The 23507-nt window shown below is 72.9% G+C and carries 14 protein-coding genes; 4 read left to right on the forward strand and 10 right to left on the reverse strand.

The window, feature by feature from the left end; translation table 11 throughout:
* Positions 1 to 24 precede the first annotated feature (24 nt).
* Positions 25 to 6129, forward strand: a complete 6105-nt coding sequence (locus ACWDRB_RS14335) for a tetratricopeptide repeat protein (protein ID WP_449893876.1) — start codon at positions 25 to 27, stop codon at positions 6127 to 6129.
* Here the strand turns inward: ACWDRB_RS14335 and ACWDRB_RS14340 are convergent.
* Genes ACWDRB_RS14340 through ACWDRB_RS14360 form a run of 5 tightly spaced genes read right to left on the reverse strand, consistent with a single transcriptional unit; the run spans position 6126 to position 12317 of the window.
* Positions 6126 to 7712, reverse strand: coding sequence for an acyl-CoA synthetase (locus ACWDRB_RS14340; protein ID WP_449893879.1), 1587 nt, complete (start codon positions 7710 to 7712; stop codon positions 6126 to 6128). The genes ACWDRB_RS14335 and ACWDRB_RS14340 overlap by 4 nt on opposite strands.
* The gene (locus tag ACWDRB_RS14345) at positions 7712 to 8860 is read right to left on the reverse strand and encodes a thiolase domain-containing protein (protein WP_357726686.1); all 1149 of its coding nucleotides are present in this window, start codon (positions 8858 to 8860) and stop codon (positions 7712 to 7714) included. The genes ACWDRB_RS14340 and ACWDRB_RS14345 overlap by 1 nt, the downstream gene beginning before the upstream one ends.
* A 1-nt stretch (position 8861) precedes the next feature.
* Entirely contained in the window at positions 8862 to 9881 is a 1020-nt protein-coding gene (locus ACWDRB_RS14350; protein WP_350728485.1) for a thiolase domain-containing protein, read from the reverse strand.
* Positions 9878 to 10777, reverse strand: coding sequence for a Zn-ribbon domain-containing OB-fold protein (locus tag ACWDRB_RS14355; protein ID WP_397368214.1), 900 nt, complete (start codon positions 10775 to 10777; stop codon positions 9878 to 9880). Before ACWDRB_RS14355 ends, ACWDRB_RS14350 begins: the two co-directional genes overlap by 4 nt.
* Complete coding sequence (locus ACWDRB_RS14360; RefSeq protein WP_449893882.1) at positions 10767 to 12317, reverse strand: acyl-CoA synthetase; 1551 nt, start codon at positions 12315 to 12317, stop codon at positions 10767 to 10769. Before ACWDRB_RS14360 ends, ACWDRB_RS14355 begins: the two co-directional genes overlap by 11 nt.
* A gap of 115 nt (positions 12318 to 12432) precedes the next feature.
* Between ACWDRB_RS14360 and ACWDRB_RS14365 the strand changes: the two genes are divergently transcribed.
* Positions 12433 to 13242 carry a crotonase/enoyl-CoA hydratase family protein gene (locus tag ACWDRB_RS14365; RefSeq protein ID WP_350728482.1) on the forward strand — a complete coding sequence of 270 codons (810 nt, stop codon included), beginning with the start codon at positions 12433 to 12435 and terminating at the stop codon, positions 13240 to 13242.
* Here the strand turns inward: ACWDRB_RS14365 and ACWDRB_RS14370 are convergent.
* Together ACWDRB_RS14370 and ACWDRB_RS14375 are read right to left on the reverse strand one after the other, a co-directional pair.
* Positions 13239 to 14345: an NAD(P)H-dependent flavin oxidoreductase gene (locus tag ACWDRB_RS14370; protein WP_350728481.1), complete on the reverse strand. Its 1107-nt coding sequence runs from the start codon at positions 14343 to 14345 to the stop codon at positions 13239 to 13241. The genes ACWDRB_RS14365 and ACWDRB_RS14370 overlap by 4 nt on opposite strands.
* Positions 14346 to 14469: 124 nt before the next feature.
* Entirely contained in the window at positions 14470 to 15411 is a 942-nt protein-coding gene (locus ACWDRB_RS14375) for a DUF3068 domain-containing protein (RefSeq protein ID WP_397368216.1), read from the reverse strand.
* Positions 15412 to 15715: 304 nt separating this feature from the next.
* On the opposite strand from ACWDRB_RS14375, the gene ACWDRB_RS14380 reads away from it, so the two are divergent.
* Entirely contained in the window at positions 15716 to 16435 is a 720-nt protein-coding gene (locus tag ACWDRB_RS14380) for a methyltransferase domain-containing protein (RefSeq protein WP_449893885.1), read from the forward strand.
* On the forward strand, positions 16435 to 17601 hold the full coding sequence (locus ACWDRB_RS14385; protein ID WP_449893887.1) for an acyltransferase family protein: 1167 nt from the start codon (positions 16435 to 16437) through the stop codon (positions 17599 to 17601). The genes ACWDRB_RS14380 and ACWDRB_RS14385 overlap by 1 nt, the downstream gene beginning before the upstream one ends.
* On the opposite strand, the gene ACWDRB_RS14390 is transcribed toward ACWDRB_RS14385, so the two are convergent.
* From ACWDRB_RS14390 to ACWDRB_RS14400, 3 genes are read right to left on the reverse strand one after another with little or no spacing between them, the layout of a single operon-like run.
* Positions 17528 to 21583, reverse strand: a complete 4056-nt coding sequence (locus ACWDRB_RS14390) for an alpha-(1->3)-arabinofuranosyltransferase domain-containing protein (protein ID WP_449893889.1) — start codon at positions 21581 to 21583, stop codon at positions 17528 to 17530. The genes ACWDRB_RS14385 and ACWDRB_RS14390 overlap by 74 nt on opposite strands.
* A complete protein-coding gene (locus ACWDRB_RS14395) occupies positions 21580 to 22710 on the reverse strand; it encodes a glycosyltransferase family 4 protein (protein WP_449893891.1) in 1131 nt (376 codons plus the stop codon). Before ACWDRB_RS14395 ends, ACWDRB_RS14390 begins: the two co-directional genes overlap by 4 nt.
* On the reverse strand, positions 22707 to 23504 hold the full coding sequence (locus ACWDRB_RS14400) for a glycosyltransferase (protein WP_350728475.1): 798 nt from the start codon (positions 23502 to 23504) through the stop codon (positions 22707 to 22709). Before ACWDRB_RS14400 ends, ACWDRB_RS14395 begins: the two co-directional genes overlap by 4 nt.
* Positions 23505 to 23507: the final 3 nt, after the last annotated feature.

Raw genomic sequence — 23507 nt, forward strand, 5'->3', positions numbered from 1 at the left:
GGACGTAGCTAAGAGGCGGACCTCATGGACACGCCACCGCACCGCCTCGGGCTCGAACGGGTCGTCGAGGTCTACTCGGGTCACGACGACCTTGTCGGCGTGACCGGCTCCGGCTATGCGATCGGCGCCGATCTGGTGCTGGCCTCCGGCCTGGTGGTGGCCCACGGCCTGCCGTGCCAGGTACGCGCGGCCGATTCGGGCCACTGGGCCGAGGCCGAGCAGGTATGGCGCGGCGGGGCGGGCGCGGTGCTCCTGCGGGTCGCCGGAGCCCCGTGGGCCGGCGTCCCCGGCATCGAACACGTCCGCTGGGCCAGGGTCGCCACCTCCTCCGGCGCGGCAGCGGGCTTCAGGGTGCGCTGCGTGGCCAGAGGGTTCCCGTGGCTGGGGCGGCGGGCCGGGATCCGGGACGCGGAGACCATGACGGGCCTGGTCGACGCCCCCACCGGCGCGGTGCCGAAGGTTCTGGCGGTCAGCGTGCTGAGCCCCGGGCCCGAGTCGCCGCCGGGCGCGCTCACGCGGGGCCTGTCGGGCGCGGTCCTGCTCGCCGAGCCGGCCGGGCAGATCATCGGCGTGGTCGCCGCCGGCCCGTCCGGGACCGCGCCGCACGAGCTGGACGCGGTGCCCGCGACCGCGCTGCTGGGCGACGAACGGTTCTGCGAGCTGGCGGGCGTGGCGCCCGGCCGGATGGAGACCGTGGCGGAGGACGACCCCTCGGTGATCCTCGCCGACCTCCTGGCCCCCGCCCGCGAGAGGCTGCCCCAGGACTGCTCGGACTGGACGCTGCTGATGGCGCGGCACGCGGTGGTGCCGTTCCTGGGGAGGGACGAGCAGCTGGCGGACCTGCGCGCGTGGGCCGCCGAACCGGCCGCCCTGTCGATCGCGGTGCTGACCGGCCGGAGCGGCACGGGCAAGACGAGGCTGGCGGGCGAGCTCTGCGCGGAGCTGGCCGAGGCAGGGTGGGACACCGGATTCCTGCCGCTGGACTCCGCAGGCGGCCCGCTGATTGGCCGGGCCCTGGAGGCGTTACGGCCGACCCTGCTCGTGGTGGACCATCCTGACCCGTCCCCGCCCCTGGTGGGCGAGCTGGTACGGCGCCTGGCCAAGCACGGGCGCAACCCCCGCGTACGGCTCCTGCTGCTGGCCCGCGAGCTCGGCGAGGCGGACTGGTGGCGGCGGCTCGACACGGCGGCGGGCGGCTGGCTGAGACGGCTCACCTCCACGACGGTCCAGCTCAACGCCCACCCGCTCACCCTGGCGGAGCGCACGGACCACGCGCTCGCCGCCATGAAGGCCTTCGCCCCCAGCCGGGCCGCACTGCCCGCCCCGCCGCGCCTCGACGACCCGGAGTACGGCCTCCCGCTCCACGTCCACCTGGCGGCCCTGCTCCGGCTGTGCGACGACGAGCACCCCGCACCCTCCCGCGACGGCGAACCGCCCGCGCACGCACGCGACCGCGACGCCGACCTGCGCACGCAACCGATGCGGCCGCACGGAGACGGCCTGCTCCACCGGTTCCTGGCGCGGGAGAGCGACCAGTGGGCGCGGGTGTGGCCCGCCGAGCACGAACGCGTGGACGACGTGACGACACGCCAGGCCGTGGCGGTGCTCACGCTCACCGCGCCGACGCCTGCCGAGCTGCCGGGCCTGCTGACGGCCGTACCCGGACTGCGTGGCGGGACCGGGCTCCACGGGCACACCACGAACGCGGCCCGCTGGCTGGGCACCGTCTTCCCGAGCGGCGAGCTGGGCCCCGACCTGGTCGCCGAGGAGCTCCTGGCCGAGACGGAGGGCCTGGACGAGCTCGTGCTCGCCCTCCACGATCATGAGGGCCGCACGGTCCACCACCTCGTCCACCTGCTGCACGTCCTGCGCCTGTCCGCCGACCGGGCGCGGGTCGGGTCGGCGCTGCGCTCCCTGGTCGGGGCCAGGATCGGCGCGATGGTCACCGAGGCCGCCGCGAACCCCGCCACCCGGCTCGGGGACCTGCTCAACACCGCCCTCACGCTGTTCCCCGCCGACCGGGAGCTCGCCGAGGCCGCGTCCGGCCTGCTGGAGAGCGGGCGGGGCGCGGCGCTGGGGCTGCGGGTGTTGCACGTCACCCTCGGCGAGCTGGCCGTACGGCACCGCCGGGCGAGTGGCGAGCGGATCGCGCAGGCCGCGGGGTTGACCTGGCTGTCCGGGCGGCTGGTGGCCGTCGGGCGGGTCGGCGAGGCGGTCGTGGCGGCGGCGGAGGCCGTCGAGATCCACGCGGCCGCTCCCCCGTACGAGGCGGCGGCCGGGCGGGCGGAGGCGCTGTTCAGCCTGGGGGCGTGCCTGCTGCTGGCGGGTGAGGCCGGTTCGGCGCTCAAGCCCGCGCAGGAGGCTGCGGCCAGGTTCCGCATCCTGGCCGAGGAGGACCCTGGGTACGCGGCGGAGGCGGCGCGGGCGCACCACAATGTCGCGTGCGCGCTGCTGGAGCTCGGGCGGCTGGACGAGGCCGTGGCGGCGTTCGAGGCGGCGGGCGGCGACGCCGGCACCGCGGCCCACCTGGCGGCGCTCGCCTCCGCGCCTCTGCGGTCGGGGCCGTCCGTCACCTCATGGCCGGGGCCCGAACCGACCACGCAACCAGGCGTGCGCCCCCGCTCGGCCTTTTCGCCTCCGCCGGATCCTGGGGCCGGGTTCCGGCCGGACGACACGCCGCCGATGAGGTTGCTCGCCGCCCCGGCCCTCGCGCCACCTCCCGGAGCGCTCCCCATCCCGACCGGCGCGCTCCCTGTCGCGGCCGTGGGGCCGCCTAAGGGGACAGCCGAGCCGGTGCCGGTGCCCGGGCCGCTGGTGCCGTTCGAGGAGGCGGACGGCGGCGCGCTGCCCGAGCTGGCCGCCTGCCTCGCCGTCGCCATCACCGCGGCCGTCAAGGGCGTGGCCCCCACGAACACGGATCTGGCCCACCACCTCCGCCTCCTGGCCGCCTGGCTCGAAGGGCAGGGCAGGCCGGCCGACGCGGTCGTCCCCGCTTCGGAGGCCGTCGTACGGCTGCGCGGCCTCGCCGCCCAGGAGCCCGGCCTGCGGTCCATGCTCGCCGACGCCGCCGGGCTGCTGGCCGCGCTCCATGCCCGGCTGGACGACCTGGACGCCGCCGTGCGGTCCGCCGCCGAAGCCGTACGCAACCTGCGTGCCCTGGTCGCCCTGGAGCCCGACGAGCACGGTCATGCCTTAACCGGGCAGCTGCTGGAGCTGGGCGAGCTGCTGCTGGTCGACGACCGGCCCGAGGCGGCGCTGGGGCCGTTGCAGGAGGCCATGAGCGTGGCGGCCGACCGGCGCCCGGCCACGGAGGCGCGGGCCAGGCGGCTGCTCGGCCTGTGCCTGGACGAGCTCGGGCGGCCCGCCGACGGCCGGGCGCAGCTGGAGCTCGCCGCCGAGCTGTACGACGGGCTGAGCCCCGAGGACTTGGCGGCCGAGAACGGCTCCCCCGCGCGGCATGCGTCCGAGGCACGGGCGCGAGCCCGACGGCCGGAGCCGGCGGGCGGCCATATGGGTGGCCGGCCGCGGCTGCCGGAACCGGCCGCCGGTCGCGTGGGTGGGCGGCCGTGGCTGCTGGAGTTGGTCACCTCGCGGCCGGAGGAGGCCGTGGTCAGCGCGGAGCGGCGGCTGGTGGACTGCCGGCAGGCCGCCGAGGCGGGCGGCACGCCGGAGATCCATGCCTACATCTCCGCGCAGGCCGTGCTCGCCCGGGCCTGGACGGACGTGGGGCGGGCCGGGGACGGACTCGTGCTCGCGACGCAGGCCGCCGAGCTGCTGCGCCGCCACCCCGTACCGGACGCGCCGCAGCGCGAGCCCGGCCCGGAGCGGCCGCACGCGATCGCCGTGGGGATGGTGGCGGCGGCGCTCGGCAGGGCGCTCGTGAGCCTGGGGCGGGCCGAGGAGGCCAGGCCGCACCTGCGCACCGCCGTCGAGTCCTACGAGCCGATGGCCGAGACGAGCGTCGTGTTCCGCACGGAGCTGGCCGAGCTGCTGATCCTGGAGACGGCCGCGCTACCCCGGGCCGGCGCGGAGGCTGCCGCCGACCGGCTCGTCGAGCTGTACGACGGGCTCGTCTCGGAAGGGCTCGCGACCGCCTCCGCCCTCGCCGGGGCGCTGTGCCTGCAGGGCGGCGCCCGCTTCGCCGGGCAGGACGTCGAAGGCGCACTCCGGTTGGCCACCCGGGCCCTCGATGTCATGACGCCGGCGGACGACCGGGTGCTCGCCGCCGCCTGCCTGGAGCTCGCCGGCCTGTGCCTGGCCGAGCTGCACGATCCCGGCGCGGCCGGGCCGAAGCTGGCCGAGGGCGTCGAGCTGATGGCCGACCCGCCGCCGGAGCTCGCCGGCGTGCACCTGCCGGCCCTCGCGCGGCTGGCCAGGATGCGGATCGAGGAGGAAGGACCGGCCGCGGGCATCGCCCTCTACCGCCGGATGCTCGACACGCGGCCGCTTCCCGGGACAGATGTGCTCGGAACGCTCATCGAGGAGGTCTCCGGCTATCCGGGCGACCCCTCCGAGCTGCTTCCGTCCCTCGCGTCCTTCACGGACGCGCTGGAGCGGGAGGTGCCGCTGAGCGGCGGTGGCGGCGCCGAGGTGCACGACCGGTACGGGCGCTGCCTGACGCGGCTCGGCGCAGCCGCGAAGAAAGGCACGGCGCAGGAAGGCACGGCGCAGGAAGACGCGGCGGTGCTGTGCGCGGAGCTGGCCGTCCGGGTCTACCGAGGGCTGGCCGCCTTCTCCGGCGACCACTGCGGACGGCTCGGCCTGGCGCTGGCCGCGCTCGCCCGGCACGGCCGGGCCGATCCCGCCGTCCTGGAGCAGGCCGTCCACCTCCTCGCCGGGCAGCCGGGCGACGTGCCGGCGGACGTCCTCAACCGCTACGCCGTCCTGCTGCTCGAACAGGGCCGCCCCGTGGAGGCGCTGGCGCACTGCGAGCGGGCCGCCGACCTCTGCGACGAGCTGGACGACCCGGCCCTGGCCGCCGTGACGTACGCCCGGCTCGGCGCCGCCCTGGCCATGCTCGAACGCCCCCAGGCCGCCCTGGAGGCGATCACCTGGTCCCTGGCCGAGCTGGACCGGGCCCCGGAAGCCGGGCCGGAGCTGCGCCGCGTCCGGGCTCAGGCGATCCAGGTGCGCGGGCGGGCGCTGCGGGCCGCCGGCAGGGAGCAGGAGGCGCTGGAGCACCTCATGGAGGCGTTGCGGCTCTACACGGACCTGTCGGAGCAGCGGGAGGCCGCCGAGACCGCCGCGGTGATCGCCGACGACCTGTTGGCCGCCGGGCGGCCGGAGGAGGCCGCCGAGTATGCCGGGATCGCCGCCGCCGGACAGCCGCCGGGCACGCTCAAGCACACCCTGGCTACCCAGCGGCTCGTACGGTGCCACATGATGCGCGGCGAGCTCGCCGAGGCCAACGCGCTCGTCGAGGAGCTGATCCCGCGGGCCCGGCGGTCGCCGGACGATCTCACGTACCGGGCCGTCCTCGCCGACTCCCTGGCTCAGAGCTCCGAGCTGCTGCCCCTGCTGGGGCTGGACGTGGGGATCGAGGCCGAGGCCAGGGCCCGCGAGGCCATCGGCATCTACGACGAGCTGCTGACCACCGGCGTGAACGCGCAGGCCCTGCACACCAGCCGGGCGGGCGCCTGCCTCACGATGGCGTCCGCGCTCAGGATGCGGGGCCTGGCCGCCGAGGCGATCCAGCCGCTGCGGGAGGCGGTGGCGGCGCTGGAGCGGTTCGGCCCGGGAAGCATCGTGGAGCAGCGCTCCGGCCAGGGGAACCCGACGCAGCGCGAGCTGCTGTCCAGGGCGATGCTCATGCTGGGCGACGCCCTCATGGAGGCGGGCCGGGCGCTGGAGGCGGGGCTCGTCTTCCACCGCGCCACGCAGGTGACCCGGGACGAGCTGTCCAGGGCCGTGGCACACGCCCGGCTCGGCCTGTGCCAGCAGGAGCTGGGCAGGGACGACGCCGCCGACGCCGCGCTGCGCGTCTCCGCGGGGCTGCTGCGGGACCTGACGGCCCACGACGGCGTCCCCGACCTGCTCCGCGACGTGCTGCGGGGCAGGCTGACGCTGCTGGAGAAGACGGGCAGGCGCGACGAGTCGGCGGCGATCGAGGAGGAACTGCAGCGGCTCTAGGCGTCGTTGGCCTGGACCGTCTCGCGGGCCCACCGGTAGTCGGCCTTGCCGGCCGGCGAGCGCACCATCTCCTCCACGAACGCGTACGTACGAGGCACCTTGTACCCCGACAGCAGCGTCCTGCAGTGCGCGTCCAGCTCCTCGGCCGTGACCTCGACGCCCGGCCGCGGCTCCACCACGGCCGCGACCCTGTTCCCCCACCGCTCGTCCGGCACCCCGGTCACCACCGCGTCGAACACCGACGGATGCCCCTTGAGCACCGCCTCGACCTCCTCGGGGAAGACCTTCTCCCCGCCGGTGTTGATGCACTGCGAGCCGCGACCGAACACGTTCACGGTCCCGTCGGTGTCCACGGTCGCCAGGTCGCCGGTCAGCAGCCAGCGGGTGCCGTCCGCGTCGGTGACGAACGTGCGGGCCGTCTTGTCGGGGTCGTTGTAGTAGCCGAACGCCACCCGCCCCGCCCTGGCGACGGTCCCGAGCTGCCCGGAGCCGGGCTCGACGGGCCGGTGCCGCTCGTCGAGTACGGCCAGCTTGACCACGGAGTTCGGCTGGTAGCGCAGGCCCTTCTCCGGCGAGGACCCGGCCACGCCGGACGCGGTGAAGCCGGACTCGGTGGAGCCGAAGTTGTCCAGGATTCCGATGTTCGGGAGTGCCTTCTGGAGCCGGTCGCGTACCGCGCCCGACAGGATCGCCCCGGTCGAGCTGACCACGAACAGCGACGAGACGTCGTAACCGCCCTTCTCCAGCGCCTCGGCCAGGGGCCTGGCCATGGCGTCGCCGGTGATGTTCATGGTGAGCACGCGCTCGCGCTCGACCGCCCGCCACACGTCCTCGGCGTCGAACTTGCGCACATACACCATGGTCGCGCCCATCCACCAGGCGATGAACGTGGCCATCTGCGCGGCCCCGTGCATCAGCGGCGGCGCGGCCATCATGACCATCGGCCCGGCCTTGACGGCCTCGTCGATCACCTCGCGCGGGGTGGCGCGCGGCTCGCCGTACGGGTTGCCGCCGCCGAAGGCCATGAACAGGTCCTCGACGCGCCACATCGCCCCCTTGGGCATGCCCGTGGTGCCGCCGGTGTAGATGATGTAGACGTCGTTGCCCGAGCGCGCCGGGAAACCGCGCTCCGGCCGGCCGCGCTCCAGAGCGGTCTCGTACGGCACCGCCGCGCCGATCGCCGACGGCCCGCCCACCGAGATCAGGTGCTCCAGCAGCGGCGCCCGGTCCGCCACGGCGGCCACCCGCGCGTCGAACTCCACGTCGTAGACCAGCGCCCGGATGTCGGCGTCGCGATAGAGGTAGAGCAGCTCGGCCTCGACGTAGCGGTAGTTGACGTTGATCGGCACGGCCCGGATCTTCAGCGCGGCCAGCAGGCCCGCCACGTACTCGATGCCGTTGTAGAGGTGGAGGCCGACGTGCTCGCCGGGCTGGACGCCCAGGTCCATGAGGTAGTGGGCGAGCCGGTTCGACTCGGCCTCCAGCTCGGCGTAGGTGCGCCGGTCCAGGCCGCAGACGACGGCGGTCCTGTCCCCGATCGCGTCCGCGAGCCCTTCGAACAGGTCAGCGTGGTTGAACTCCATCAGGGTCTCTCCCGTCCGACGATCCACATCGCGAAGAACTGGGCTCCCCCGCCATAGGCGTGGCCGAGCGCCGTGCGGGCGCCGTCCACCTGGTGCTCGCCCGCCATCCCGCGCACCTGCAGCGCGGCCTCGGCGAACCTGATCAGTCCCGACGCCCCGATCGGGTTGCTCGACAGCACCCCGCCCGAGGCGTTCCACGGGGTGTCACCGTCGAGCGCCGTCGCGCCCGACTCGGTGAGCTTCCACCCCTCCCCGTCCGCCGCGAACCCCAGGTTCTCCAGCCACATCGGCTCGTACCAGGAGAACGGCACGTACGTCTCGGCCACGTCGATCTGCCGCCGCGGGTCGGTGATGCCGGCCTGGCGGTAGACGTCGGCCGCGCAGTCCTTGCCCGCCTGCGGGCTGACCGTGTCGCGCCCGGCGCGGAAGATCGGCTCGGAGCGCATGGCGGTGCCGTGCACCCAGGCCGGGGTGCCGGTGACCTTCGACTCGGACGACAGCACCATCGCGCAGGCGCCGTCGCTGGACGGGCAGGTCTCCAGGTAGCGGATCGGCTCCCACAACATCGGCGTGGACTCGACCATCTTCTGGTCGATGCCGGGGATCTTGAGGTGCGCGTACGGGTTCTTGAGCGCGTTGAGCCGGTCCTTGACCGCCACCAGCGTCCCGATGTGATCGGGCGCGCCCGATCTGCGCATGTACTCGCGGATGTGCGGCGCGAAGTAGCCGCCCGCCCCCACGACCAGCGACGCGCTGAACGGCAGGTGCGTGGACAGCGCCCAGGTGGCGTTCGACTCCGACTGCTTCTCGAACGCCACCACCAGCACCCGGTCGTGCACGCCGCCCTGGATGAGGCTGGCGCCGACCAGCGCCGTGGAGCCGCCCACGCTGCCCGCCGTGTGCACCCGCATCATCGGCTTGCCCGCCGCGCCGAGGGCGTCCGCCAGGTACGACTCCGGCATCATCACGCCCTCGAACAGGTCCGGCGCCTTGCCGATGACCACGGCGTCGATGTCCTTGAACGACAGCCCGGCGTCCTCCAGCGCCCGCAGCGCCGCCTCGCGCACCAGCCCGGCGATCGACACGTCCCTGCGCTTGGTCGTGTAGTGCGTCTGCCCGACACCGATGACCGCACAGCGGTTGCCCATGTCACGCCTCCAATACGGTGACGAGGTTGTGCTGCAGGCAGGGCCCGCCCGCGGCGTGCCCGACGGTGCGGCTCGCGTCGCCGTCGAGGATGCGCCGCGCGGCCTCGCCGATGCGGATGAGGCCCGTCGCCATGACGGGGTTGGCGGCCAGCGGGCCGCCGGACGGGTTGATCACCGTTTCGCCGGGCAGCTCCAGCGCGCGGCGCAGGATGATCTCCTCGTGCGGGAACTGGGCGTGCAGCTCGGCCACCTCGACGGGTCCCTTGCCGACCCCGGCCGCCCGTGCGGCGTCGGCCGCGGAGGCCGACGCGGAGAGATCGCGCATGCCCAGGTAGTGGGGCTCGATGCGGTGGGCGATGCCCCTGATGTAGGCCGGGTTCGGGCACAGCTCCCCGGCCAGGTCACCGGCCGCGAGCACGATCGCCGCCGCACCGTCCGTGATGGGCGGCACGTCCGTCTTCTTGAGCGGTTGCACCGCGAAGTCCTCGCCGTCCGGATCGGGCAGGTCCAGCGCGTACGGGTTGGCCCGCCCGTCCGCCCGGCTCCTGCGGACGATCTCGTCGAGCTCCTTGCGGTCCGCGCCGACCGCGCCGGCCTGGAGCGCGGCGTAGGAGAGCAGGTCGAGGCCGAGCGGCGCCAGGTAGTAGGGGTCGAGCTGGATCGTCATGATCGTGTTCAGGTCGCCGAGCGACGACTTGCCGAACCCGTAGACCAGGGCCGAGTCGATGTCGCCGTGCTGGAGCCGGACCCACGCCTCGTACAGGGCCCAGGCGCCGTCCATCTCCACGTGGCTCTCCGAGATGGGCGGCCAGGCGCCCAGCGCGTCGAGGGCCGACACGAACGAGAACGGGGCGCCCGCGAGGTAGTCGCAGCTGCCGGAGCAGGTGAAGCCGAACCTCTTGAGCCCGGTGCGCTCCTTGACCTCGTCGATCACGGGCAGGATCAGCTCGGGCTCGGTCTGACCGGCGTCGTGGTCGGTATGCCGAGTCTGGGCGAACGCGACGATCGCGACATCTCTCATGACAGCTCCACGTCGGGCTCGCCGGTGGGGGCGAACCAGCGGATGTTCGACATTGACGCCGTACGCTCGCTCTCCGGCACCCAGACCGCCCTGACCCGCATGCCCTGGCGCACCTCGTGAGCGGGTACGTCCCCGATGAGCGCGATCATGGGGATGTCGGCGTTGTCGAGCAGGATGTACGCCGACACGAACGGCACCTGCGGGGCCCGGGGATCGGGCAGGTTGTTGATGGCGAACGTGGTGATCGTGCCGGTGTCGGGCACTTCGAGCGTCTCCGCGATGCCGCTTCCGCATTCGGGGCAGGACTGGCGGTAGGGCACGTACACCTTGTCGCAGGTCTCGCACCGCCCGCCGAGGAAGACGCCGCGCCGGACGCCCTCCAGGAAGACGCGGAGCGCGCCGCCCGCCTGGAGGCGGTATTCGGCCCGCACGTTGGAGACGATCTTCGTGACCTCGGGGGCGAAATGGGAGATGTCGCGGATGTGGCCGGTGGGCCGGTCGCTCCAGACCGGCCAGACGCGCGCGCCCACGGCCAGCGCCTTGGCGTTGCCCGCGTCCACGGCGTGGAGCAGCGCGGTGTCGGCGCCGTCCAGCTTGATCAGCGCCCAGGCGAAGGGGCGGTCGAGCGGGTGGCCTTCGAGCGGCTCGTCCACCCACGCCCAGGTGGTGACCGTGCCGGCCGGACCGACCTCGACGTACTCGGCGGTCACCGGCTCGCCGGTCGCGGGGTCGTACTCCAGGGGCGGCACGAGCACCTTGCCCTCGTTCGTCCGCACCCCGACGATGCGCCGGCCGCGCAACTCGCTCAGGAACCGGCCGATCACGGGGCCTGTGGTTCTCGTGTAGCCGCCCGGGAACTCCAGGACGTGCTGGGCGACCAGCGGATCAGATGGCACGGTCTCGTCCCTCCCAGTACGGGGCGCGGAGCTTGCGTTTGAGCAGTTTGCCGTTGGGCTCTCGGGGCATCTCGGCGATGAAGTCGACGCTCTTGGGCCACTTCATCCTGGACAGGCGGCCCTCCAGCGAGGCCAGCAGCTCGCGGGCCAGCTCGGGGCCGGGCTCGACGCCCGGCGCGGGCTCGACCACGGCCTTGATCTGCTCGCCCCACTCCTCGTCCGGGATGCCGAACACGGCCACGTCCGCCACCTTCGGGTGGATCATGAGCTCGTTCTCGATCTCGGCGGGGTAGATGTTCGCCCCGCCGGAGATGATCATGTCGGCCTTGCGGTCGCAGAGGAAGAGGAAGCCGTCCTCGTCCAGGTATCCGATGTCCCCGACGGTGAAGTACTCCTTGAGCCGGTTCGCGGCGGTCTTGGCGGGGTCGCCCTTGTACTCGAACGGGACGCCCATCATCTTCATGTAGATCGTCCCGGCGGTGCCGGTCGGCACGGGCTCGCCCTGATCGTCGGCGATCAGCAGCTCGCTGATGGGCCAGGCGTTGCCGACCGTGCCCGGATGCGCCTTCCAGTCCTCGGGCGTGGCCAGGGTGCCGCCGCCCTCGGTGGCCGCGTAGTACTCGTACACGCAGTCGCCCCACCACTCGAGCATCGCCCACTTGACCGGGACCGGACAGGGGGCGGCGGCGTGGATCATCCACTTGAGCGAGGACAGGTCGTACCTGGTCCGGGTCTCCTCCGGCAGCGCGAGCAGCCGCTTGAAGTGGGTCGGGACGAGGTGGGAGTTCGTGACGCCGTGGCGCTCGCAGAGCCGGAGCAGCTCTTCGGCGTCCCACTTGTCCATGTAGACGAGGGTGTGTCCCATGTGCAGCGCGGTGCCGCCGAACTGGGTGACCGCGGTGTGGTAATTCGGGGAGGTGACCAGGTGGGCGTTGGGGCGACCCGGGGTGATGCCGAACAGTCCGAGCAGGAACGTCATGAGCTCAGCGGAGTCGTCCGGATCGAGGCCGTTCAGCCGGCGCTTGACCCCTTTGGGCTTGCCGGTCGTGCCCGAGGTGTAGTGCATGGTGGCGCCCGCGGTGCGGTCCTCGGGCGCGGTGTCCGGCTGGCCGTCGATCAGCTCGCTCACCTGGCGGAAGCCATCCGTCTTGCCCTCCCCGACGAGGAAGCGGCGGTGCGGCTCGATGGCCTCGGCCGCCCTGGCGCCCTCCTCGATGTAGCGGGGGTGCACGAAGAACGCCTTGGCCTCGCTGTCGGAGACGATGTACGCGATCTCGGGGCCGGTCAGATGCCAGTTGACCGGGGTGTAGTACCAGCCGGCCTGCATGGCGGCGAGATAGAGCACGAGCCCGTCGGCACCGTTCGGCACCAGGCCGCAGATGCCGTCGCCGGGCTGGAGCCCGAGCCCGCGTAAGCCGTGGACGAGGCGGTTGGCCCGGGCGAGCAGATCGCCCGCGCGATGCTCCGTGCCGTCGGGGTCCACGGCCGCGATCCACTCGGGATCCGCCTGCGCGAGCCTCCAGAAACCGAGCGTGCCCATCTGCACTCCCTCGTGGCGCGAGCAAAAACAGGAACCTGTTCTCGTTTGCTGCTGGGAGCGTATCCTGGGGCCGAAGTTCGTAGCAAGCGCTTGATTAGACACTTCGGAGGCGTACGTGGAGCTCCTGCCGATCAGCACTCCCCACTGCCGGATCGAACGAGACGGCCATGTCCTGATCGTCACCATGAACCGGCCGGAGGCGCGCAACGCGCTCTCCTCGGACATGCTGATCGGCCTGGCCTCGGCATGGGCGTACGCGTCGGCCGAGGCCGGGATCAGGGTGGCGATCCTGACGGGCGCGGAGGGCACGTTCTGCGCGGGGGCCGACCTCAAGGCCATGGGGCAGCCGTCCACGGACCCGGAGGTCCAGGCCAGGGCCGCGCAGATCCCCAACTTCCACTGGAAGGGCCTGCTCAGGGAGGAACTGCCCACCAAGCCGATCATCAGCGCGGTCGAGGGCTACGCGGTGGCGGGCGGCACGGAGCTGCTGGTGGGGACGGACCTGCGGGTGGTGGCGGAGTCGTCCACGCTGGGGCTGTTCGAGGCCAAGCGGGCGCTCTTCCCCATGGGCGGCAGCGCCGTACGCCTGCCCCGGCAGATCCCGTACTGCCACGCCATGGACCTCCTCCTGACCGGCCGACCGATCACGGCGGCGGAGGCGCTGTCCATGGGGCTGGTCAACCGCGTGGTGCCCGACGGCCAGGCGCTGGCCTCGGCCCGGGAACTGGCCGAGGACGTCGCCTCCTCGGGGCCGCTCTCCGTGCAGGCGATCCTGCGTACGTACCGGGACACCCTGGGCATGCCGGAACCGGAGGCGCTGAAGGTGTCGGACGAGATCGGCTGGCCGGTGATCGGGTCGGAGGACGCCAAGGAAGGCACCAGGGCCTTCCGCGAGAAGCGCCCCCCGACCTACCACGCGCGCTAGTCGCCGGTGAGGCGCTCCAGGCGTTCGAGCGCCTCACCGTACTCCTCCACCAGGCCGAACATGACGTCCTTGGTCGAGCGGACCTGGTTGGTGATGCCGATGACCTGGCCGGCCGGGAAGGTGGCCAGGTCCGACACGTCGGAGCGGCCGATGCGCCGCAGGGCGTCCGACACCAGCATGAACTGCAGGGGCATCGGCAGCGTGCCGGGCGACTCCTCCGACTCCCAAGCCTCCGTCCAGGCGTTCTTGAGCAGCCGCGCGGGCTTGCCGGTCCAGCTGCGCGAGCGGACCGTGTCGCGGGAGGTGGCCTCCAGGATGCGGCGCTTGGCCATCTCCGGGGTGTCGGCCTCCTCGACCGTGAGCCAGAGCGAGCCGGTCCAGACGCCCTCGGCGCCCAGCGCCATCCCCGCCGCCATCTGGCGGCCGTTGCCGATGCCGCCGGCGGCCAGGACGGGCACGTCCACCGCGTCCACCACCTGCGGGATCAGCACCATGGTGGAGATCTCGCCCGTGTGGCCGCCGGCCTCGGTGCCCTGGGCGACCACGACGTCCACGCCGACCTCCACCTGCTTGAGCGCGTGCCGGGGCGTGGAGGCCAGGGCGGCGACCTTGACCCCGTGCTCGTGGGCGAGGTCCACCACGTCGGCGGGGGGCGGGCCGAGCGCGTTGGCCAGCAGCGCGATGGGGTGCCGCAGGGCGACCTCGACCTGGGGGCGCGCGGTGGCGTCCGTCCAGCCGAGCAGCACCTTGCCGGGGTCGGCGTCCGACGACAGCGGCGGGACCCCGTGCTTGGCCAGGAGGTTCTCGACGAACCCCCGGTGGCCGTCGGGGATCATCGACTGCAGGCGGCCCACCAGTTCCTCGGGCGCGAAGTCGGCGCCCTCGTAGGAGGCGGGCATGACGACGTCCACGCCGTACGGCTTGCCGTCCACGTGGTCGTCGATCCACTTGAGCTCGGTCTCGAGCTCCTCGGGGGTGAAGTAGAGCGCACCGAGCACACCCATGCCGCCGGCGCGGCTCACGGCCGCGACCACGTCCCTGCAGTGGCTGAAGGCGAAGATCGGGAGCTCGATTCCGAACATGTCCGTGACACGTGTCCGCATGAGCCGACCATAAGCCGCGAAACCAGCGAACTGCAACGCGTTCTACCCTAGAACCTTTGCTCTAGTCACGAGTTCGGCCCGGCTGCTCGCGCAAGCCGGGCCGAACTGCAACCTGTTCCAGCAGTTAGGCGTCGACCGGCTCCTTGACGACGGCGCGCGGCGTGCGGCGGCGGGCGACCACCAGCGCGGCGCCGAACGCGAGCAGGCCCGACGCCAGCAGCGCGATGGGGATCGTGGTCTTCACCAGGGTGATCTGGTTCTTGGCGTCCCTGGCCGTGGCCACCAGGTTGGAGATGGTCTTCGGAGTGAAGGAGGCGGTGGCGACCAGGGCCTTGGCCCGCTCGACGCCGTCCTGGCTCTTGAGCGTCTCGTTCCTGCTCACTTCCTGCTTGACCGGCGCGCCGCTGGTGGGCTCCACCCAGTACGTGTCCACGCCTTCGTACCAGCGGTCGACCTGGACGTCACCGGTCCCCGTCATCCCCATCATCGAGGCGGGGGCGCTCAACGTCGCGATCTTGGTCGGCGGCACCTTCAGCTGGAACTTGTAGACGGGCAGCCCGTCCACGGTGTCCTCGCTGACGAACGTCGCGTCGAAGGCGTGCTTGGCCGTCTGGTTGAAGTACTTGTACGTCTTCTTCTCCACGCCGAAGGGGAACAGGTAGATCTGCCCCTCCAGGGTCACGGGCTCCTTGTTGACGCTCACCCCGCAGCAGTTGACGCCCACGCCGGTGTGCCGGTCGAAGGCGCTGCGCCGCTCGGAGATGTTGATCTGCGGCTTGTTGTTGGTGACGTCGTCCACCACGGTGAACTCGTCCCAGACGACGCGCGAGTCGGTGGCCTGCGAGACGTCGCCGCGGGTGGTGACCAGCATCTTGAGGTTCGCGGTCAGCACCTTCCCGTCGGCGACGGAGAAGTACTGGGACGACGGGGCCTCGAGCTCGACGGTGCTGTACTGGCCCGCCGGCGCGGAGATGACCCGGTCCGCCGCCCAGAATTTCACCATTCCTGCGAGGACCACCAGAAACGCACCAACGGCGACGAGAACGAGTACAGGTGTGCGCTGCATTCAAGATCCTCCTGGGGCGTCGAAGGTGCGAGAACCGGTTACATACTCAGCGCCCCGCCCCCCGGACTTCAAGTCGCGCGTGTGATGTACGTAACATGATCGTTACTGGAAAGTAGCATCCGGCGAGACGTCTTCACAGCCACATCCGAGTAACAAATCGGAACATGTTCTACGAATGGCCGTCGGTGCACCGAACATACCCTGTCCGCCGACCGCTCTCTTGACGCCCCCGGCGATTGCCTGTACCCAGGCATCGGAACGCGTTCTATTGTGGGTGTCTTCTCGACGGGACGGAGTCGTGGGCATGCGTGCCGATCTGGCCAGGTCCATCCGGCTGTTCCGCGCGTTCAGGACGGAGCAGGCCAAGCCGGACGCGTACTACACCACCCTCGCCACCGACACCGCCGCCCAGCTCGCGGACCGCGTGTCCCTGGCCGGCGCCACCGTGCTCGACGTGGGCGGCGGCCCCGGATACTTCGCCGACGCCTTCAGGCGGGCCGGCGCCCGGTGCGCGTGCGTGGACGTCGACGCGGGAGAGCTGACCGGCCAGGGCGCACCGGGCTCCGGCGTGCTGGGCAGCGCCCTGGAGCTGCCGCTCGCCGACGGGTCGGTCGACGTGTGCTTCTCGTCCAACGTGCTGGAGCACGTTCCGGACCCGTGGCGGATGGCGGCCGAGATGGCCCGGGTCACCCGCGAGGGCGGGGTGATCTTCCTCGCGTACACGAACTGGCTCTCCCCGTGGGGCGGGCACGAGACCTCGCCCTGGCACTATCTGGGCGGCGAGCACGCCGCCCGCCGGTACGCGCGGGTGCACGGCAGGCAGCCCAAGAACCGCTACGGGCGCTCGCTCTTCCCTGTCTCCGTCGCGCACGGCCTGCGCTGGGCGCGGTCCGCGCGGGACGTCGAGCTGGTCGACGCCTTCCCGCGCTACCTGCCGTGGTGGTGCCGTCCGCTGGTCAAGGTCCCCGTCGTCCGGGAGTTCGTCACGTGGAACCTCGTCCTGGTGCTCAGGAAACTCGGGTGATGGCCGCCGCAGAGGGCCCCGCCACCGGGCGGGACGCCGCGCTCGACGGCATCCGGGCCCTGGCCGCGCTCGGCGTCTGGGTCCTGCACGTGGGCGGCAACACCGGGATGATCTACCAGGAGGGCATGTTCGCCTGGATGACGTCCCGGCTCGGCATCGCCGTGCCGATCTTCTTCCTGCTGTCCGGGCTGCTGCTCTACCGGCCGTGGGCCCGTGCCGTGCTGGAGGACGCGCCGTCGCCGCGGGTGGGCCGCTACCTGTGGCGGCGGGCGATGCGCGTGCTGCCCGCCTACTGGCTGGTCACCGCGGTGGCGCTCTGGGCCTGGGGGCAGCTCGACTGGACGGGCTGGCTCAAGTGGCTGTTCCTGCTGCAGAACTCCTTCGAGCAGGGGCGGGCGCCCGACGGGCTCTACCAGATGTGGACGATGCCCATCGAGATGGCCTTCTACCTGGTCCTGCCGGTGCTCGCCTGGCTCCTGCACCGGTGGGCGCGCGGCGGCAACCGGCCTCTCCGGCTGCTCGGCGGCATCGCGGTGCTCCCGGTGATCTCGCTGGCCGGCGTGGTCGTCTCGCACGTGCTCGACCAGCCGGAGCTGGCGCTGTGGCTGCCGAACCACCTGATCTTCTTCGCCGCCGGCATGGCGATGGCCGTGCTGTCGGTGTGGATCAAGCGGCGCGAGGTGGTGGACGCGCTGGCGCCGCAGCTCCTGGTGCTGGCGCTGCTGGCGTTCGCGGTGCTGAGCACGGAACTGGCCGGGCCGCGCACCCTCACGCTGCCCAGCCTGTCGCAGTCGCTGTGGCGGATGGTCCTGGAGACGGCGGTGGCGGTGCTGCTGGTGGCCCCGTTCGCGCTGGCCTCCCGGCGCGACACGCTGCCGCACCGGGTGCTGGGCAACCCGGTGACCGCCTATCTGGGGCGCATCTCGTACAGCTTCTTCCTGTGGCACGCGCCGGTGATCACGCTCTTCTACAAGCTCACCGGCCGCCCGGTGTTCAGCGGCGACTTCGTGGGCGTGGCGGTGCCCACGCTCGTCGGCTCGCTGCTGGTGAGCGCCGTGAGCTACCACCTCGTCGAGGAGAACGCGCTGCGGCTCAGCCGCCGGTGGCGGTCAGCACCTCCTGCTCGGCCGGAACCTCAGGCTCCGGTGTCGGCTCCGGCGCCGTGACGAGCTGGCCGAACAGCGACCCCACCGCCGCGCACGACAGGAGCTGCGGTACCTGGTCGAGCAGCGGATCGACGTCGACGCCCCGGTTGCGCAGGAACACCCCGGCGGCCAGCGCCACCGTCGCCGCGCCGAACAGGCCCGCCGTCGCCCAGTGTGTGTGCGGCCGGTGTACCCGCAGCCAGAGGGTGGCCACGACGGCGGCGAGCGCCACGAGCATGCCGGGCCAGTTCGCCACCCAGCCGCCGAACGCCAGGCCCAGCACCACGACGTAGGGCACGCGCCAGCGCGACAGCCGCGACTCCGCCGCGGCGGCGGTCTCCTTGACGTGTTCGGGGCGGGGTCCGTGCATCACCAGGGAGAGGAGCGCGAGCAGCGCGATCCCGGCCAGGCCCAGCCCGAGCGCGAGCCGATAGGGCTGGTCGGGCTCGTACGTCAGCCGCACCGTCCCCGCGGTGCCCGCGGGCAGCTGCCAGCCCTGCTTCCACCCGTCGATCCGGATCGGGCGCAGTTGCCGGCCGTCCAGTTCGGCCCGCCAGCCGGCGTTGAAGTTCTCGTTGACCACGAGGAAGGAGTCCTCCGGCGCGCTCACCCGTACCTCGCGCTCGACGGAGGACCAGGCGCCGCGGGCGGCGGAGCTCTCCACGGCCTTGCGCCGGGGCGGGAACGCGCCGATCGCGAGGTTCTCCACCGCGAACGGCTCCCAGCCGGCCGCCCGCACCCGGTTGTCCCCCGCCCGCAGCGTGACCTGGCCGCACGCGGTGATCTGCACGGGCCGCCCTTCCAGCAGGTCGGCATAGACGCCGGTGACCTTGGTCTGCACGGCCGCGCCGTTCACCTGGAGGGTCGGGCCCAGCCCGCAGGCCAGCCGGAACTCCGGCCCGGCCGGCCGGCTCGCCGGGCTGAGGCCGGGGATCACCAGCTCGGTGACCTGGAGCCGGCGCGAGGCCGGGTAGAAGCGCAGCTTCAGCCGCGTCGTGGTGAGCGGCTTGAACCGCAGCGTCCCGCCGGCGTCCACCCGGCCGCCGCGGACCTCGCCCTTGGCACCGGTCACGACCACGTCGAGCGCCTGCCGGTCGCCGCCGGGGCGGGCGACCTGGATCTGCGAGACGGTCCGCCGGCCCTTCCAGCCCAGCGTGAGCGTCGGCTCGGCGTCCTCCGGCGAGGGCACCCACGTGGTGGCGGAGTCGGCGTCGAACGCCGACCTCGGCGCGACCACCGCGTCCTTGCTCATCGCCGACGAACCGGTCACCGTGGTCAGGTCGCCGCTCAGCCGGGTGAACCGGTCGACGAGCGCGACGTCCCGCAGCACCGCCGAGCCCCGCAGGGTGGTCTTCCGGCCGGAGTCCGAGGTGAACGTCCGGTCGAACCCGGCACCCTCCTCCCCCGTCCTGACCAGCAGCGGGTTGCACACCCAGCGGGCCCAGTTGCGCATGCAGCGCGGCCGCTCGTCCAGCCCGCGGTCCATGACGAAGACGTCCCCGTCCCGGCCCGGCATCCTGATGGTGCGGCCGGGCAGGACCCCGGGGATCGCGACCTCGGTGATGCCGACCCGCTGCACGAAGCTCCACTCCGCGTTGTACGTGCCCAGCACCCTGATCCGCACCCAGCCCGTCGGCCCGGCGGGGACGCGGAGCGTTTGAGCGTCGTTGGTCTTGGCCACGTCCTGCACCAGCCGGCCGCTCTCGGTCTCCACGGCCACCTTCCTGACCGACTGGCTGATCAGCAGGTTGTTGGTGAAGGTCACCCGCAGCCGGGGGATCTCCCGGGGCTGGCGGAGGTCGATCCGGAGCCATTCGTTCTCCGGCCGCTTCCAGCCGCCGCTCTCCCAGCCGGTGTCCAGGTCGCCGTCCAGCGCGGCCCAGGGGCCGCGGCCGGGGGTGCTGAGGCCGGGCACGGCGTCGGCGTCGGCGACCGAGGAGGAGGCCGTGACGTCGGCGATGCCGTCGTACTCGGCGGTGGCCGCCTCTTCCAGCCAGCCGTCCTCCAGCAGGTCGAGCTCCTTGACGCCGGTGAAGTCGTCGCGCCGGTCCGCGGTCAGGGTGGGCGACCAGTTGGACCTGATCTCGCCGAACTGCCGCTCGCGCAGCCGCAGCCCGTCGCTGACCACGGTGGGCAGGCCGGAGTCGGCCCCGTCGCCGTTCACCAGCGCCGGGCCCTCGCCGAGCAGGCCGAGGTCACCCATCGTCAGCAGCGAGTCCGGGCCGCCGCGCACCTCCAGCGCGTCCGCGGCGGGCTCCACGCTGACCATGTCGGTGCTCTCCGACACCTTGTACAGCTCCAGCGCCGGGAAGGGCCAGTCCACCGACTCGATGGCGTCGTCGGTGCCGGTGTCGCCCACCTCGCCGCCGAACGAGGTGACCTTGGTGATGCCGGGCGACTCGCGCAGCGCCTCGTAGACGCGTGACGGCCAGGCTCCCTGCAGGTTGGCCCGCATCAGGTCGTTCCTGACGAGCAGGTAGTGCACGCCCATCCTGCGCAGCACCTCGGTCAGCCCCGCCGAGCCGTGGCCCGCGGTGAGCCGCTGGTCGATGACGTCGAGCAGCCTGGTCATGCCCACGGAGCCGGCCGCCGTGACCTGCCGGGCGGTCCAGCGGACGGCGGACAGCGGCTGCAGGGGGTCGTCCATGGGCCGGCCCCACAGGTACTCGCCGAACTTGGAGCCGGGCACGACGAGCACCCCGTCGTCACCGGCGTTCTGGTTGAGCCACGTCGCGGCCTGCCGCCAGTAGAGCGGCACCTCCTTGAACTCGCCGGGCGGGGCCAGGCCCTGGTTGAAGACCGGCAGCACCAGCGCGGCGAGCGTCGCCACGGCCACCGACCGGATCGGCAGCCGCGCCCGGGCCGTCACGTGGGCCAGCAGGTGGGCCAGGCCGAGCGCCAGCGGCAGCCGGACGAGGGGGTCGAACTTGCGCAGGTTGCGCAGCGGCGCGAGCGGCCCGTCGAGCAGCCAGCGCACGGGCTCGGCGACGACCGGCTCCAGCGCGCTCATGTGCCCGGCGACCAGCGCCGCCGTGCCGATCAGGAACAGGGTGACGACGAACCCCTTGGCGGGCAGGTCGCGCCGGGCCAGCCCGGCCAGGCCGAGCGCGGCGAGCAGGCCGGTGACCAGGACCATGGCGGCCGCGGTGGCGATCTCGTACCCGGGCGGCTGCGTGGCGACGCCGTTGACGGTCAGGTAGCGCACCCAGTCGGAGGCGCCGCGCAGCACGTTCGTCAGCGAGGTGACCTGCGTGGTGGTGGAGGCGGTCTCGGTGTACGGCAGGAAGGAGAACGCGTAGCGGCCCACCAGGAGCAGCGGCAGCCACCAGAACAGCGTGGCCACCGACACGGTGCCGGTCCACCAGGCGAGCAGCCGCCAGCGGGGCACCGGGCGCGGCCGGGTGAGGATGTAGACGACGGGGGCGACCAGCACGGCCAGCACCGCCACCGCGTTCACGCCGCCGCACAGCGCCACGGCCAGCCCGGACCTGATCGCGCCGCGGGCGCGCTGGCCCGTCTCCGCGGCGGTGAGCAGCGGGATCAGGATCCACGGCAGCATCGCCGCGGGCAGCCACTCGATGGAGATCTCGCCGAGGATCGACAGGGTGCGCGGTGCCAGCGCGTACGCCAGCGCGGCGGCGATCGCGGCGCCGGGCCCGCCGACGCCGAGCTGCCTGGCCAGCCGCTCCACGCCCAGGAACGCCAGGCAGAGCAGCGCCGTCAGCCAGAGCCGCTGGGTCACCCAGGCGTCCAGCCCGGCCAGCTCGCCGAGCGCGAAGAACGGCCCCATCGGGAACACGTAGCCGGCGGCCTGGTTCTGGAGCTGCCCGAAGTGCTGGAGGTCCCACAGGTGGGCGACGCGCTCCAGCCAGCCGATCGGGTTGAGCGCGAGGTCGAGCTTGGTGTCGGAGATGATGCTGCCGGGCTTGGTGGTGAACGACAGCACGGCGAAGCCGAGGCAGCAGATCGCCAGCCAGAGCCGATGCCTGGCCCGCTCGGTCACCGTTCCTCCCACTCAAGGACGACAGGGGTGGCGGGAGCGCCGGGGGGACGGCGGACGAGGGCGGAGAGCCGCTCGGCGCTGCGGTCCCAGGAGAACTGAGCCGCCCATTTCCGACATTTCGCGCTATAGGTGTCGGAGGCCACCGTGAGCTCGTCGAGGGCCGCGGTGATGCCCTTGGCCAGGTCCCCGCCCTCGGGCAGCAGCCAGCCGGTCTCGCCGGGCCGCACCGCGTCCCGCAGCCCGTCCACGTCGTACGCCACCGTCGGCACCCCCGACGCGGCCGCCTCCAGCACGCACAGCCCCCATCCCTCGCCTTGAGAGGTGTTGACCTGCAGCCAGGCTGCGGACACCAGCCGCTCCTTCTCCTCCTCGGTCAGATAGCCGTGCAGGACGACGCCCTCGGGCGCCGCGGCGCGCAGCCGCGCCTCCTCCGGCCCCCTGCCGACGACGTCCACGACCAGGTCCGGCCAGCGCTTCCTGAGCTCGGGCACGGCCTCCAGCAGCAGCTCCACCCGCTTGTGCGCGACGAGCCTGCCGACGCACACGAGCCGCGGCCGCCGACTCCGCGCGGCGCTCGCGCGCGACGCGCTCAGCCGGCCGGGCACCCCGTTCGGGACGAGGTGGATGGGCCCGCGCCAGCCGAGCCGCTCCCGCATGGCGCGCACGGTCGACGGCGAGACGGCCACGCACTCGCGCCCCCGGTACGCCCACCGCGACACCGGCCCCTCCAGGAACCGGCCGAGCGCGGCCAGCCACCACGGCAGGTGCACGTCGAACTGCCGGTCGTGCACGTGATGCACGACGCACAACACCCGGGTACGCCGCCCCACGACCAGCGGCGTGAAGAACGGGATGCCGTTCTGGCAGTCGAGGACCACGTCGAAGCGGTTGCGCCGGACCGACATCCAGAGCAGCACCAGGGGGTAGACCGTGAACGGCCCGCCCATGCGGACCAGCCGCACCCCTTCGACGGTCTCCTCGCGGGCCTGCCCGGGGGCGCGGGCCGTGACGAACCACACCCGGTCCCCGTCGGCCGCGAAGCGCCGGGCCAGCTCCCAGGCGTAGACCTCGGCGCCCCCCGCGGCCGGATGCCACGGGTCGCGCCAGTTGACGATGGCGATGTTCACGGATATCCGAGGGAGTCCAGCGGTTGCTTCACCCTGAGCGCGCCGCGCGACTCCGCGCGCAGCCGCGCCCAGATCCGGCAGAGCTCCAGCACTATGCCCAGGCTGTGCCGGGCCGGGGAGAACCGCGAGCCCGGCATGTCATGCCACGTCACGGGGATCTCCAGGACGGAGGCGCCGTCCGCGACGCAGCGCGCGAGCAGCTCGACGTCGAAGGCGAAGCCGTCGGTCCGCAGCCGGGCCGCCATCTCGCGGGCGAGCAGCCCGTCGAAGAACTTGAACCCGCACTGCGTGTCGCTCACCCCGGGCACCAGCACTCTGGCCAGCGCTCGGAATCCGAACGCGCCCAGCTCCCGGATCGGGCTGTGCCGGTGCTCCACCTCGGCCAGGGGATGCGCGCGCGAGCCGATGACGATGCGCTCGCCGGAGAGCAGCAGCCCGAAGGCGCGCTCGACGGCCCGCAGGTCGGTGGCCATGTCGGCGTCACAGAAGCCGACGAAGGGCGCGGTGGTCTCCAGCAGCCCGGCGCGCACCGCCGCGCCCTTGCCGGGCGTGGGGCACTGCGCGAGGCGTACCGGGACCGGCTCCTGCGGCCAGGTACTGACGATCTCCGCGGTGCGGTCGGTGCTGGCGTTGTCCACGACGATGACGGCTGTCGGGAACGGAAGGCGGGCAAGCTTCGCGCACAGCTGCAGGAGCCCCCCAGGAAGTCGCCGTTCCTCGTTGTACGCGGGAACGATGATCTCAAGCAGTGTCGGTCGGCTCGTCCTCTCGTTCCCTCGACGGGAGGGCGGCATGGC

This window comes from Nonomuraea sp. NPDC003707 (genome assembly GCF_053587055.1).

Bases quoted from the DNA above. Each gene is read 5' to 3' on its own strand.
- ACWDRB_RS14385 (WP_449893887.1), top strand. From the start codon at position 16,435: ATGGCCGCCGCAGAGGGCCCCGCCACCGGGCGGGACGCCGCGCTCGAC.
- ACWDRB_RS14340 (WP_449893879.1), bottom strand. From the start codon at position 7,712: ATGGAGTTCAACCACGCTGACCTGTTCGAAGGGCTCGCGGACGCGATC.
- ACWDRB_RS14345 (WP_357726686.1), bottom strand. From the start codon at position 8,860: ATGGGCAACCGCTGTGCGGTCATCGGTGTCGGGCAGACGCACTACACG.
- ACWDRB_RS14360 (WP_449893882.1), bottom strand. From the start codon at position 12,317: ATGGGCACGCTCGGTTTCTGGAGGCTCGCGCAGGCGGATCCCGAGTGG.
- ACWDRB_RS14370 (WP_350728481.1), bottom strand. From the start codon at position 14,345: ATGCGGACACGTGTCACGGACATGTTCGGAATCGAGCTCCCGATCTTC.
- ACWDRB_RS14335 (WP_449893876.1), top strand. From the start codon at position 25: ATGGACACGCCACCGCACCGCCTCGGGCTCGAACGGGTCGTCGAGGTC.
- ACWDRB_RS14380 (WP_449893885.1), top strand. From the start codon at position 15,716: ATGCGTGCCGATCTGGCCAGGTCCATCCGGCTGTTCCGCGCGTTCAGG.
- ACWDRB_RS14375 (WP_397368216.1), bottom strand. From the start codon at position 15,411: ATGCAGCGCACACCTGTACTCGTTCTCGTCGCCGTTGGTGCGTTTCTG.
- ACWDRB_RS14400 (WP_350728475.1), bottom strand. From the start codon at position 23,504: ATGCCGCCCTCCCGTCGAGGGAACGAGAGGACGAGCCGACCGACACTG.
- ACWDRB_RS14350 (WP_350728485.1), bottom strand. From the start codon at position 9,881: ATGAGAGATGTCGCGATCGTCGCGTTCGCCCAGACTCGGCATACCGAC.